This window comes from Bacteroidia bacterium (assembly GCA_033391075.1).
GTDB lineage: Bacteria > Bacteroidota > Bacteroidia > J057 > J057 > JAWPMV01.
In genome coordinates this window covers 419,512-432,851 of the sequence record JAWPMV010000001.1, presented here as the reverse complement: position 1 = coordinate 432,851, position 13,340 = coordinate 419,512, and the positions used below count along the sequence as shown (strand labels likewise).

Sequence of the window (13,340 nt, the reverse complement as noted above, 5' to 3'; positions counted from 1 at the left end):
TCATACGCTTGTATAGTAAGTACTGCACGCCCACCATAACACACTATTCTTTTTTAAATAGACATGTTAAAGTGCCATATTTGGTAATTGGTTAACCAATTTATGTTGAAGTGATTAAACAACCAAACTTTTTGCTTCTTTTTTTATTTCTTATACAATTAAATATAGCTGATAGTCATCTGATCTGGAGCTAAATATGGAGTAAAGATTAAAGCCATATTTTTTCCATTTATCGTAGAAAAACTACAGAATTCAATTGTTTCGATCAGCTCAGATATACAAAAAGTGCCTTATTCAATGCCAGGGACTGGATTGAACAGAAAAACACCCCCACTTACTTAGACTTGATTCTTGCTTGTATCATCTATTGGCAAACCAAAGAAATACACCGGTTCTTAATTCAATGTCCACCTGATAAGAAGCTCGACTTTATTTTAGTACATCAGTCCCATATCTTGGGGAAATGTAATCTTATAAAGTGAATAGGTGATGGACAGAGAATGAATTATTCATAGATGGCACTTAAATCTGCATCCCCTCTCTATCGGAAGAGTTAATTACAATTCCACAGATTTATTTTCAGCAAAAAACAATTTATTCCTTCCAGCATATCTCTGAGAGGAGGAATGTAATTTCAAAAGAGAGGATTCATATGAGTCCGCAATGTGGGTTTGGGACCTTCGGGTGAATTATTTAGATAGAACCCTTGTCAAGCATATCATCGAGGTGTAAACGCATAGCGTTTGCTGCTTTCTCCGGATCCTTTGCATAGATATGTTCAAGGATTTCATGGTGTTCCGTAAGGGATTGACGGAAGCGTCCATCTCCACATATATCGAGTTTTTGAGAATATTTTACCATGTCAGGAAAAATGATCATGGAGAGTGATCTCAGGACTGAATTCTTACTTGCTTCAGCTATTTTCAGGTGAAATATCAGGTCTTCTTCTACCCCTGCATCCTCCATTTCTACCTTTTTACCAAACTCTGATAATGCATTTGAGATCTGAGTCAAATCTTCCTCCGTTCTTCTTTCCGCAGCAAGACTTACGGCTTTTACTTCCAGCATCAGACGTGTCTCTACCAAAGAGTGAAAATCGGGATCTTCAATTTGCAGCACATTCGAAATCAATCCTTCAAGGGCTTTTACTCCCAAGCCTGCAACAACTGTCCCGTTTTGAGGAAAGGTCTTTAGGATTCCATAAAATTCCAACTTCTTAAGAGCATCTCTAACATGCCCTCTTCCAACTCCAAATTGCTCAACTAATTTCCGCTCTGGAGGCAATTTATCTCCAGGTTTCAATTGACCCTCTCTAATCATGGTCCTGATTTGATCAATTATTTTTTCTGAAGGTCTTGCCCAGGAAATTTCTTTGAAGATTTTGCCAGATCCGTTTTCGAATAAAATAGCCATAGGGGAAATTAGCTTACCAATTACTAGTTAATATAGAGGGGTTTTTTTTTATTACAAAATTTGAGTACAAAGATTTGCTAAAAGCCCTTCAGATATCGCTTTTGGTAAAAATGAATATCAGGATCTGGCAGCCCACTTATTATTTGTTGCATGTTAGATTCGTAAATTCCAGAAACGGAAAAGAATTTTTGCTCCAATGTATGGGATGTTTTATGAATTTCTAAGGGCATGTTGTTTACTACACAATGTTTCAAATTTGATATTTTTAAGTCCACAAAATCTCTGAGGCTCCTGCTGTTGACAGCCAATTCATCTCCCACAAGCAAATCGGAATTACAGGGTCGAATCAGGGATTTTATTTTTCTCAACGAGATGAATTTTATGCCTACGCAAAAGGAGATAAAATAGAAGTCCTCAATACCAGAATAAAAAGAACTTCCCAGATCGCTAGGCAAGCCAGCATAACAAAAAGTCGGAATAAAACTATTCAAGTTGAGGTACTTGAAACGGATATCGATCCCTTAGCCCTTTTTAGCAAGGTCAACGAAACAATTTGCTGAACATATTGTCTAAATTATATGTAATTTAAATCTTGAATTCCGCCTTGTCGATCTATTGCGAATGATTAAGTTTTTTCGTGCACACATTTTCCTCCTTTGCTTTATTCCCCTTTTTTCATGGTCTCAAACTCCGCGTGCAGATAGCCTGAAGCGTGTCCTGGGGAATGCTCAGGGTGATACCATGCATGTCAATATGCTGGGAGAATTGGCCTATATCATGCGCTCGGTAAAGCCGGACTCAGCACTTGCTGTAGGCCATCAGAGCTACGAACTTGCCAAGGAGATCCATTTTGACCAAAAGATCGATAACATTCTGAGGGTATTGGGGATCATTCATTTCTATGCGAATCGGACGGATAGCGCGCTATGGTATTTTGAAAAAGCTGAAAAACTGGCTGAAGAATTGAATGACCAGATGACCCTGGCAAGTGTAGTGATGAATCAGGCTACTTTATACAAATCTCTGAAAAATACAGATAAGGCTTTGGAAGCCTATGAAAGGGCTTTGGCCATAGAAAAGAAAAGGGGAAATATAGAAGGTGAGGCAGCGGCAGTTAATAACATCGGAACCATATTTTTAGACCAGAAAAAATACGAGAAAGCTGAGCTATATTTTCTGAAAGGATTTGAGATTCACAAAGAACTCGGAGCAAAGCCTACCATCATCATTATCCTGATCAATCTGGGATTAACCGCAACTTTTCAGGATGATCTTGAAAAGTCCATGTACTATTATGAGCAGGCGCTTGAATTAAGTCGTGAGATTCAGGATAAAGAAAAAGAATCGAACGTGCTTGTTAAAATGGCTCTTGCCTATAAAATGAATGGACAATTTGCCCAAAGTCTCGATTACTATTTATACAATCTTCAACTATCGGAAGAGATGAATTCCGACCTAAAAGTCTGCTCTGCTTTAAAGTTTTTGGCCAGGCTCTATGAAGAAAATGGGAACCTGGACATGGCAGAAACCTACTTAAGGAGAGCCATTGAAATAAGTGAAAAAATAGAGGATGTCAGGGTATTAGCATCAAATTTGGCTGGCCTGGGAATCATTAATATGAAACAGGAGAAGTTCAGGAACTCTTTATCTTATTTTCACCAGGCATTAGGAATTCAAGAGAAAACGGCAAGCAGTGACCAAAGAGTAACGGCAAATATTTTACAGAAAATGGGAAGCTGCTACCTGAATCTAGGCCAACTGGATTCGGCTACTTTTTTCTTAGACAAAGCTCATATCATCTGCGAGAATTTTCGGGCGGAAACTACTCATATAGAAACCCTATTGACGCTGGCACAAGTCAGCGAAAGAGAAGGAAATTTTGAGCAAGCCATTTCTTATGCTGAGGAAGGTTTGAATATCGCATCTTTGGCAGGAGTAAAAAACTTGCATTCCCAAACAGCAGAATTCTTATATCGCCTCTATAAGAAAAAAGACAATAGCCCTAAAGCCCTGGCCTATCTGGAATTGCATAAAAATTTGCAGGATTCTCTATTTAACAAGGAAAACACCCGGGCTCTGGCGCAAATGGAAGCCCGACATAAATTTGAGCAGGAAAAACAACAGCTTTCCTTTGAGCAGGAACAGAAACTCAATGAGGAAAAGAATGCCCAAAAGGCTATGTGGATTGCCTTGATTGTTGCCATTCTGGTGATTCTGGCTTTTGCCTGGTATTACTATCAGAAGCAAAAAGCCAATAGGATTTTGGTTGGCTTGAATACCGAGGTCAGTGAGCAAAAAAGAAAGCTGGAGGAGATGGATATTCTCAAATCCCGATTTTTCACCAATATCTCCCATGAATTTAGGACCCCTCTTACGGTCATAGGCGGTATGGTAGATCAAATAAAGTCTGAACCTAAAAAATGGACAGATAAAGGCTTGAATCTCATTCAGCGAAATAATACCCAATTGCTGGACCTCGTCAATCAGATTCTGGACCTGCGAAAACTGGAGTCAGGGAGCCTAAGCCTGAATAAAAAACAGGGAGATATTGTTTTCTACCTGAGCTATGTATTTGAATCCTTCCAATCCCTGGCAGAGAGTAAGGATATTGCTCTGCATTTCCTTTGCGAAATGGAGGAACTTTGGATGGATTTTGACCGGGAGAAAATGTTACGCGTCATTTCCAACCTCTTGTCCAATGCGATCAGGTTTACGCCAGAAGCTGGCAACATCTATTTGATACTTGACAAAAGTGCAGATCCCAATCAGCCTTCAAAGGAATATCTGAAGTTGTCCATTAAAGATACAGGCTTGGGAATTCCGGAAGATAAGCTTCCCTATATTTTTGACCGTTTTTATCAAGTGGATACCAGCTCAAGCCGGAAAGGAGAAGGAACGGGAATAGGACTGGCCCTCACGAAAGAATTAGTAACACTCATGGAGGGAGAGATTAGAGCTGAAAGCAGGCTAAATAAAGGTTCTACCTTTAGTCTGACAATTCCTATCAGCCAGGAGGAATCTATCCAGGAAATATCGGAAGCAGAAATTCAGGTAAATCTCCCAATCAGGCCAAAACTGGATGCTACTGCTGCCAAGAGCAATACTTCTTTCCCTATAAATCCCATCAAACTCCTGCTCATTGAAGATAATGCGGATGTAGTTACCTACCTCGAATCCCTCTTAGAGGACAACTACGAACTTCTTATTGCGCGGGATGGTAAAGAAGGTATAGAGCTGGCAGTACAAGAAGTTCCTGATCTGATCATCAGTGATATCATGATGCCGATTAAAGATGGTTATGAGGTATGTGCTACCCTAAAAGAGGATGAGAGGACCAGTCACATCCCAATCGTCCTGTTAACTGCCAAAGCCGATGATGATTCCAAATTAACAGGCCTTAGCAGAGGAGCGGATGCTTATCTAACCAAGCCTTTCAACAAAAAAGAACTACTCATCCGTTTGGAACAATTGCAGAAGCTCCGGCAAAAACTGCAAGACCGTTACCTCAATCTGGAAGTACCGGAAGACAGTGAAGAAGTTGAGGTAAAGCAGGAAGACACGTTTATCTTAAAAGTGCGTGCAGTGATAGAGGAAAATATGCAGAATCCTGATCTGGGAGTTGATCTGCTCTGCGAAAAATTGGGCCTGAGTCGCACCCAATTGTACATGAAGATTAAGGCCCTCACCAATAGATCTGCCACCCAATACATTCGGGCCATTCGCTTATTCAAAGCCAAAGAACTCCTACAAGGTTCTGAGCAGGCCGTTTCTCAAATTGCCTATGAGGTGGGATTTTCTGATCCTTCTTATTTCTCCAGAGCCTTCTCCAAAGAATTTGGCTTTCCCCCGAAAAATCTGACCAAGAAATAATCGAAACTCCCAGGTACTGAAGGAGGATTTTGCTCAAGAATTTGTTCCATTTAATCCGTAGCGATGAGCTTGTAATCGTCGCTCTATGCTTGACATTACTTCATCCTGCCCAGCAATGATTCCTATTCGACCCTAAGGAATTTTTCCCATTTGGCCCCTTCCAATATTTCGAAAAATTCTGTTAACTTATGAGAATAGCCTAAGATTAGTATTCTCCTTCCAAAGATTTATCTCCCACATACTAAAGCCTGAAGCTACACTCCTTTGAAACCCAAAGAGGATCAATTTTTTAGAAATCACAATGATAGAAACCGCTATTCATACCATCCAACAGGAACTCAATACGCAGCTAAAAACAGCTTTTCAACTAGCTGAGGATATCTTGATTGTTAGAAGTCCTTTACAGGACCTGGAAAAGCATAAGCTGATCCTTAGTTTGGTAAAGATTGAAGAGGATTCATCTCTAAAATCCACGTCCCTGAATCCGTCTAAGAGCCTCCAGCAGGCTCCGATTTCTATAAACCTATACCTTTTATTTGCCGCCTCCATTGAATTATCGAATTCAGAGAAGGCTTATAAATACCTTTCAGAAGTAGTACGATTTTTCCATAATAAACCTCTGTTCAATCCACAAAATAGCCCGAACCTGGGCAATGGTGCTCTTGAAAAGATCAGTATGGAGCTTGTAAATCAGAGTTTCGAAGAGCAGAGTCAAATGTGGAGTATGCTGGGAAGTCCCTATCTACCTTCCCTGGTATACAGAGTGCGTATACTTAGCTTAGGTAGCGATTCCATTCAGACAGAAATCCCAAGTATTTCTGGTCTGGAAAGTTGAGCAGTATTTCCTTTTTGACCTCTTAGAAATAATAGCCATGCCCGCTGACGGATCATATCAAAACAATCTTTGGCCTTTACCCACTATCTATTTTCTACTCAGAATAGAGGAGGAGGAAATCCCATTTCGGGAAGTTTCCGGACTGAATGATGAAAATCAGGTCATCACGTATAAGCACGGAAATTCTAAGGAGTTTTTCCCCATGAAAATGCTGGGTATGCAAAAGTATAGTCCCATTACGTTAAAGAAAGCGGTCTTTCCAAAAAGCAATCAACTCTGGGCCTGGTATAAGGAAATCCAACTGAATACCATCAAGCCGAAAACGCTTAGCATAGGTTTATTGGATGAAAGCGGGAAGCCCACCATGACCTGGACCCTGATTAATGCCTGGCCTGCAAAAATGATCCTCTCTGACCTAAAATTAGTGGAAAATGAAGTCGCTATAGAAAGCTTAGAACTTTATCATGAAGGCATTGTAATCGAAAACAGCTAAAAAAACTATGAGCATGCAGAACGATATAACCCAAATCTCCGTCTCCCTCGATGGGAATAAAATTGACCCAGGCATTTCGATTCAAACCATTACGATAGAAAAAGCTGCCAATGAATTTTCTACGGCTGACTTAGTCCTTTTATTAGATGCCGGAGAAGATGCATTTGGAGGGACAGAAATAGATGATTTTTCAGTGGGGAAATCTATTGAGATCAAAGAAGAAAGCAGCTCCCCTCCTGGCCGCTTATTCAAAGGTTTGATTTCAGGCCAAAGGATCCAGATCCTGGATGGAAATGTACCTGCTTTGAGCCTAAGCTGCATTGACACGTTCTCAAAACTGAATCAAGAAAAGAAAACGCGCCTGTTCTCAGATATGAAAGAGAGCGAGGCGATCGAAAAAATTCTTAGTGATAACGGCATAAATCATACGATTGAAGCCAGTGAGGAACAGCAAATAGAAATATTCCAGTACCAGTTGAGTGATTGGGAAATGATCCTAAGACTCGCTGCCAAAAATGCCATGTTTGTATTTTCAGGGGATAACAAACTGAAGGTTTCCAGCCCCCAATTGGGCACTACCCCCAGTATGGAAATCACCTACGGAAAATCCATTCTGGATATGGACATAGCACAGGATACGGATCACCAGTACCTGATATCCCAGCCTTTGAGTCCTCCCTCAAATCAGGGAAAAGCCTCGGTCTCAAAAAATGATGCAACGGATTTAGTAAAAGGGAAATTATCCGAAAGGAGCGGCTTGGGAAAATTTGATAAAGGCCTTAGTTCCAGTTCAAAAACTACGGCCTCCAGGAAAAATATACAGGTAAAAGAGGAGGAAATGGCTCAACTTAAAGGTCGAATTTGTATCAATGGCACCTCAAAGATTAGCCCCGGAGATATGCTTAGCTTAAAAGGTCTGGGGAAGATGTATTCGGGGAAAGCCTTTCTCCAGGGAGTAGAACACCGAATCGAGGAAGGAACATGGATCTCCTATTTGACGGTGGGCATGCCCGATCATTGGCAGGAAATGCCTGGAAGCAAGACCGTTTCTCCATCCATGAATGGATTACAAAGAGCCCGTGTACGAAAATTGGAGAATGATCCGGCAGGAGCATACAGAATAAACGTTCAGTTGCCGGGCATGGAGGAAAATGAAGGACTCTGGGCAAAACTTTCTCAATTCGCGGCCAGTAATAATTCTGGTGCCTTTTTCCTTCCGGAAATTGGGGATGAGGTTGTTATCGGATTTGAAGAAGCTTCAGAGGTATCACCGATAGTAGTGGGTATGCTGTATAATCAAAAACATAGTCCTCCGCTAGCATACTCAGATAAAAATCCGGTAAAGCAACTGAAAACAAGAAGTGGCCATAGCTTGACTTTTGATGACGGTGAGCAAAGCATTGAAATAAAAACTTCTGATGGGAAGCGGATTTTCCTGAACAGTGATCGCATCCTACTAGAAGATGACAAGAAGAATAAAGTGAGCATTGATTCATCAGCAGGCATCATCCTGGACAGCAAATCTGATATCAAGCTCAAAGCGGCTGGTAATATAAACCTTGACGCGAAATCCAATATAAGCCTCAAAGCAAATGCGAATGTAAATGTTCAAGGCCTCAACGTAAGTCATAAGGCCAATGCCCAATTTTCTGCTTCCGGTAATGCCGGAGCCGAATTGAAGACCTCCGCAATCGCAATAATTCAGGGTTCACTCGTAAAAATCAATTAATCATACTCCTATGCCTCCAGCAGCAAGAATATCAGACCAGCACAACTGCCCCATGGTCACAGGACAAGTACCTCATGTAGGCGGCCCCATTATAGGGCCAGGAGTTCCCACAGTCCTCATCGCCGGATTGCCTGCAGCCGTTTTAGGTGATATGTGTAGCTGTGTAGGCCCACCGGATACCATCATAAAAGGATCAGCCTCTGTCATGATAGGGGGGAAACCGGCTGCTCGTATGGGCGACTCAACAGCCCATGGAGGAGTGATTGTATTAGGTACCCCCAGCGTAATGATAGGAGGATAATTATGGCAAAACGACCCGACTTAACTCCAAGAAGAGGAAGACTAATGGCTGGAAAATCAGCCAAAAACAGTTCTTTCAAAAAACATAAACCTGATCTCATGGAAAATCACGCACAAACACTTTCTCAGGAACTCAATTGGCTGAAATCCGTCTTAGAAAAACGGATACAATTGTACTTCAAGTCAGGGGAGACGCAAGCAGGCATTTTTGATATTCCCCTACCCGATCTGTCAAAAGACACATCCGCCTACGCTCAATTGGTCCAAGAACTCGAGCTGGATGCATCCGAAAGGCTGGTTTTGATCCTAAGCCTCGCCCCGCATGTAAAACCCGAATTATTGGACATATTCCTCATTCAAAATCCAACGACCAATCGAGGCTATACAGAATTTGGCGGTCGTTCGAGGGGGGATCGTGAAGGGTTTTTACCCACCGGTGAAACGGCTCTCTTTATGCTGTCAGGAGGTGATCTTGAAGCGCGATTTAAGGGAGCTGAGATTTTCAGCAAAAAGCATCCCCTCTTTAGTCAGCACATCCTGGAATTCGACGAAATAGGCAATGGAGGGATCAGGATGCGGGGCCAATTAAGAATATCTGAAGAATTTCTGGAAGTCTTGACCACAGGCAAAGGGTTCAGGCCGTCCTACAGCAGCAAATTTCCCTTAAAGCCATTAAGTACTGAGCTTGATTGGTCTGATTTGGGCTTAAATCCCAAGCTTCAAAAGGAACTGGAGGGAATACTCAGCTGGATCAAACATGAAGAAGTCCTGATGGATGACTGGAAACTATCCCAGCACATAAAAGCCGGATACAAAAGTCTCTTTCACGGGCCTTCAGGTACAGGGAAAAATCTGGCAGCAGCCTTGATTGGAAAAAGTACGCAGAGAGAGATTTATGAGGTTGAAACCAGCCTTTTGCTTGCCCGACATTTCAGAAGAAATAATGATCATATAGATAGTTTCTTTAGGACAGCAGAAAGAAACGACTGGATTTTATTCTTTGATGAAGCAGATTCCCTATTTGGAAAACGGACAAACGTAAGAGAATCAAATGCTCGCTATGCAAATCAGGAAGTCTCTTACCTAAGACAGAAAATAGAGGAATATAGTGGGATTATCCTCCTTTCTACCGAATCAAAAGAAGAGATCGAATTTCCCTTCCCGCTAGACGTTAGTATAGTATTTCCTGAACCCGACAGCAGACAAAGATTAGTCTTATGGACCAGTATTTTCGGGGGAGATGACAAGAAGTACCAATTGGCTAAGGACATCGATTTTCAAGAGCTTGCTTCCAAATATGAGGTAAATAGAGAGGACATCATTCAGGTACTCAAATATGCCACCACTGCAACTATTGGGAGAAACTCAACGCTGATCGAGAAGAAAGACATACTGGAAGGAATCAGAAGGGAATTGGTTCAAGATGGAAAAATTAACTAAAAGGCATTGAAGCTGTTTCTTTCGGAACAAGCTGTGAAGAATTTTCCCTGCTGAGAATAATAAAGTATATTCACCTCAGGATAAGTATTTTAACGCTCTATCGAATCATTCTCATAGGGCTAGCTTGATTAAAGGATTCAGCCATTGAACAGAAATTTTTGGGGTTCTGTTTTCTGATTGCCGAATTCAGCGATTCGATCTTTCACCATGGATTTCCTAAAACCTGCGTCTACCAGAAGATTCCCCCTTGCTCTACTCTGTACTTTCCTCTGCTTTTCCTTTGCGCCCCTCCAGGCTCAAATTTGGACCGAAGCTCAAATCGACAGCATTCGGGCACAACTCCCCAATGTTCGGGATACTCAATTGGTCCATAGTTACATCTACCTGGGAACTTCTCTTCACGTTCCGGAAAAAGAGGCCGAAGAATACGTAACAAAAGGCTATGCGATTGCGGATTCCCTCAATTTCTCATACGGGAAAATGAAATGCAGTTACCTCCTGGGATCTCTCTATCATTATTACCGAGAATATGAGCAAGCTGTTGCATTCTATAAAAGAGGCCTTGCTTCAGCCCTCGAAGAAGGCTGGGACGACCACATCCTTAGAGGCTATGATTATATCCCCAATACCTTTTACTACCTCAATCAAATCGATAGCTCTTTGTTCTATAATGAGCTTTATCGTCAGCAGGCCCAGAAAATGAATGATAGCGTGCTGGTTGCGGTAGCTCATGCCAAAGACGGGGATTATTTTAGCAAACTCTCCTTAATCGATCTTTCTCTCAAAGCCTATATGAAAAGCAGCAGGCTTTCAGAAGGACTTCGGGATACAGCCGAAGTAGTTAGGTCGTTTGGAGATATTGCCTTGATGCTTTCGAAAAAGGGAGAAAGAGAAGATGCATTGATTTATTTTCGCAAGGCGATATCTATAGGCAAGCTTAGCAGTAATCCTTTTACCCAAATCCCTTCTCTCATCAATTGCTCCATCCTCTTTCGTAAAGAAAATCAGTTGGATTCGGCCAGTTTTTATCTATCTGAGGGGGAAAGAATCATTGCTGAAAATGATTTTAAAGGGAAAGTAGATAAATATTTATATGAATTGTACAAACTCACCATAGACGTCAACCAGGCCAATGTGCAGGTTTTTCAGGGCAATTACCAGCAAGCTCTGAAGGATTGCGAGCAAATTTTTGTGCTGCATAAAGATCGCATAGATCAAGGGAGACGGGGAAACATACACATAATTCAGACGCGTGCATACATAGGATTGAAGAATTTTGATAAGGCTCGAGAATTTGGAGAAAAAGCAATGGAAATTTCCCAATCGAGGGGAAGCACAGAAAGCACCCTGGAAATGAAGCAGCTATTGTCAGAAATTGCTTTCGCCCAACAGAAATATACCGAAGCCTTTGAAATACAAAATAGCTACATCCAAATGAAAGATTCCCTGGATGAAGCAGAAAATAAGAAAGCCTATAAGGCACTCTTACTGGAATACGAAACCGAGAATAAGGAAAGGGAAATTGCGGAACTGAGAAATGAATCCCTTCAGGACGAATTGAGAAGAAATTTTCTAATTGGAGGAGTGATATTTCTTGCCTTGCTTGCTTTAGGCGTATTTTTCTTTTTCAGGATACGGGCGAAGCAAAGCAAAGAATTGCTGGAGCAAGGACGTGAATTGGATCGCATGAAATCCCGCTTCTTCACCCAATTGTCCCATGAGCTTCGAACGCCTCTTACCCTCATTTTAGGCCCCCTTAACCAACTCCTGGAAAGCATCAAGGGTCCGGAAGATGTCTCCAAGCTCAGCCTGATGAAACGAAATGCCAATCGCCTGCTCCAATTGGTCAATCAGGTGATGGATCTTTCAAAAATACAAGCCGGCAAACTGGAATTACAGGCCGCTCCCTTGCAAGTCAATCCTTTAATCAAATACATCTTCACCTCTTTTTCCTCCAAGGCAGAAGTAAAAGAGCTCGACTACCAACTTATCCTCCCCGAAGATGAGGTAGAACTCTACCTGGATGCTGATAAATTCCAGCAGATCCTGGGCAATCTGCTTTCCAATGGATGCAAATTCGTTCCGGAAAAGGGCAAACTCCATGTAAAAGTTGAGGATCGACAGGATAAAGTTCTCATCCGGGTAGAAGACAATGGTCCGGGAATCTCTCCATTACAGCAGACGCATATTTTCGATCCCTATTTTCAGGCCGATACGGCAAGTCAGGTTGAGGATGCCGGATCAGGAATAGGCTTGGCTTTGTGTAAAGAGTTGGTAGAGCTTCATGGAGGAAAGATTGAAATCGAGAGCAAAGTCGGAGAAGGTACGGCCTTTAGTCTGCATTTTCTCAAAGGCAAAGAACATCTGCAGGAAGATCAGATCAATTATGTACGTTCGAGGAAGGAATTGGACGAAAATCAGATTTTTCTGGAGAAAGCTGCCAGTCTTGCCAGCCTGGGAACGGTCCCAGCTCCCTCCGAGGATAATACACTTCCCCTTATCTTGATCGCGGAGGATGTAAAAGACATGCAGGAGTACTTGCACAATATCCTCTTTCAGCATTTCCGTTTGATGATAGCTTCGAATGGAAAGGAGGCCCTTGAGCTGGCCCAAAAGGAGACCCCAGATCTGGTGATTTCGGATATTATGATGCCCAAGATGGACGGACTTGCGTTCATCCAGGAACTCAAAGCCGATAGCCGTACTGACCATATTCCGGTGATCTTTCTGACCGCCAAAGCCAGCGCTGAAGATCGACTTGAAGGATGGAAACATGAGGCCCATGCCTTCCTCACAAAACCCTTCAATGCCAATGAACTTTTGCTGGTCGTAAACAGCGTTGTCAGAAGCCAGCAAAAAATGCAGGTCCGCTTCCAGGGAGAGGTCATTCTCAAGCCTTCAGAAGTTGCCGTAAGTTCGCAGGAAGCCAAGTTCCTCAACGACCTTACAGAACTACTCGAAGCAAGGCTGGATGATTCAGAATTATCGGTGGAAATTGTGGCAAATGAAATGGCCCTAAGCCGCTCTCAATTGCATCGAAAACTCAAAGCCTTGACGGGGCAATCCCCTACGGAGTTCATCAAACAATTTCGCTTGCAAAGAGCCAAACAATTGCTCGAACAAGGCTATGGAAATATGTCGGATGTCTGCTATGCAGTAGGAATTTCATCCCCTTCTTATTTTTCAAAAATATTTATGGAGGCATTTGGTGTTTCCCCCTCTCAATGGCCAGAAAAGGCATAAAAAACCTATTTTGCGAC

Annotated in this window: 8 protein-coding genes; 7 read left to right on the top strand and 1 reads right to left on the bottom strand. The window is 42.1% G+C overall.

The features are described from left to right. Positions 1-693 precede the first annotated feature (693 nt). The gene (locus R8P61_01645; GenBank protein MDW3645751.1) at positions 694-1,413 is read right to left on the bottom strand and encodes a FadR/GntR family transcriptional regulator; all 720 of its coding nucleotides are present in this window, start codon (positions 1,411-1,413) and stop codon (positions 694-696) included. A gap of 621 nt (positions 1,414-2,034) precedes the next feature. On the opposite strand from R8P61_01645, the gene R8P61_01640 reads away from it, so the two are divergent. The 7 genes from R8P61_01640 to R8P61_01610 all read left to right on the top strand — a co-directional run bounded on the left by R8P61_01640 (position 2,035) and on the right by R8P61_01610 (position 13,323). After that, positions 2,035-5,283, top strand: coding sequence for a tetratricopeptide repeat protein (locus R8P61_01640; protein MDW3645750.1), 3,249 nt, complete (start codon positions 2,035-2,037; stop codon positions 5,281-5,283). Positions 5,284-5,584: 301 nt separating this feature from the next. Continuing rightward, positions 5,585-6,118, top strand: a complete 534-nt coding sequence (locus R8P61_01635; protein MDW3645749.1) for a DUF4255 domain-containing protein — start codon at positions 5,585-5,587, stop codon at positions 6,116-6,118. 37 nt (positions 6,119-6,155) lie between these two features. After that, positions 6,156-6,611: a phage tail protein gene (locus R8P61_01630; protein MDW3645748.1), complete on the top strand. Its 456-nt coding sequence runs from the start codon at positions 6,156-6,158 to the stop codon at positions 6,609-6,611. 13 nt (positions 6,612-6,624) lie between these two features. Then, positions 6,625-8,340: a phage baseplate assembly protein V gene (locus tag R8P61_01625; protein MDW3645747.1), complete on the top strand. Its 1,716-nt coding sequence runs from the start codon at positions 6,625-6,627 to the stop codon at positions 8,338-8,340. Between the two features lie 10 nt (positions 8,341-8,350). Continuing rightward, a complete protein-coding gene (locus R8P61_01620) occupies positions 8,351-8,641 on the top strand; it encodes a PAAR domain-containing protein (protein MDW3645746.1) in 291 nt (96 codons plus the stop codon). A gap of 2 nt (positions 8,642-8,643) precedes the next feature. Continuing rightward, positions 8,644-10,080 (top strand): ATP-binding protein, encoded by a 1,437-nt coding sequence (locus R8P61_01615; GenBank protein ID MDW3645745.1) that lies wholly within the window; start codon positions 8,644-8,646, stop codon positions 10,078-10,080. A 207-nt stretch (positions 10,081-10,287) separates the two neighbouring features. Further along, a complete protein-coding gene (locus R8P61_01610) occupies positions 10,288-13,323 on the top strand; it encodes a response regulator (GenBank protein ID MDW3645744.1) in 3,036 nt (1,011 codons plus the stop codon). The last annotated feature ends 17 nt before the right edge of the window (positions 13,324-13,340 follow it).

Bases quoted from the DNA above. Each gene is read 5' to 3' on its own strand.
- R8P61_01645 (MDW3645751.1), bottom strand. From the start codon at position 1,413: ATGGCTATTTTATTCGAAAACGGATCTGGCAAAATCTTCAAAGAAATT.
- R8P61_01640 (MDW3645750.1), top strand. From the start codon at position 2,035: ATGATTAAGTTTTTTCGTGCACACATTTTCCTCCTTTGCTTTATTCCC.
- R8P61_01635 (MDW3645749.1), top strand. From the start codon at position 5,585: ATGATAGAAACCGCTATTCATACCATCCAACAGGAACTCAATACGCAG.
- R8P61_01630 (MDW3645748.1), top strand. From the start codon at position 6,156: ATGCCCGCTGACGGATCATATCAAAACAATCTTTGGCCTTTACCCACT.
- R8P61_01625 (MDW3645747.1), top strand. From the start codon at position 6,625: ATGCAGAACGATATAACCCAAATCTCCGTCTCCCTCGATGGGAATAAA.
- R8P61_01620 (MDW3645746.1), top strand. From the start codon at position 8,351: ATGCCTCCAGCAGCAAGAATATCAGACCAGCACAACTGCCCCATGGTC.
- R8P61_01615 (MDW3645745.1), top strand. From the start codon at position 8,644: ATGGCAAAACGACCCGACTTAACTCCAAGAAGAGGAAGACTAATGGCT.
- R8P61_01610 (MDW3645744.1), top strand. From the start codon at position 10,288: ATGGATTTCCTAAAACCTGCGTCTACCAGAAGATTCCCCCTTGCTCTA.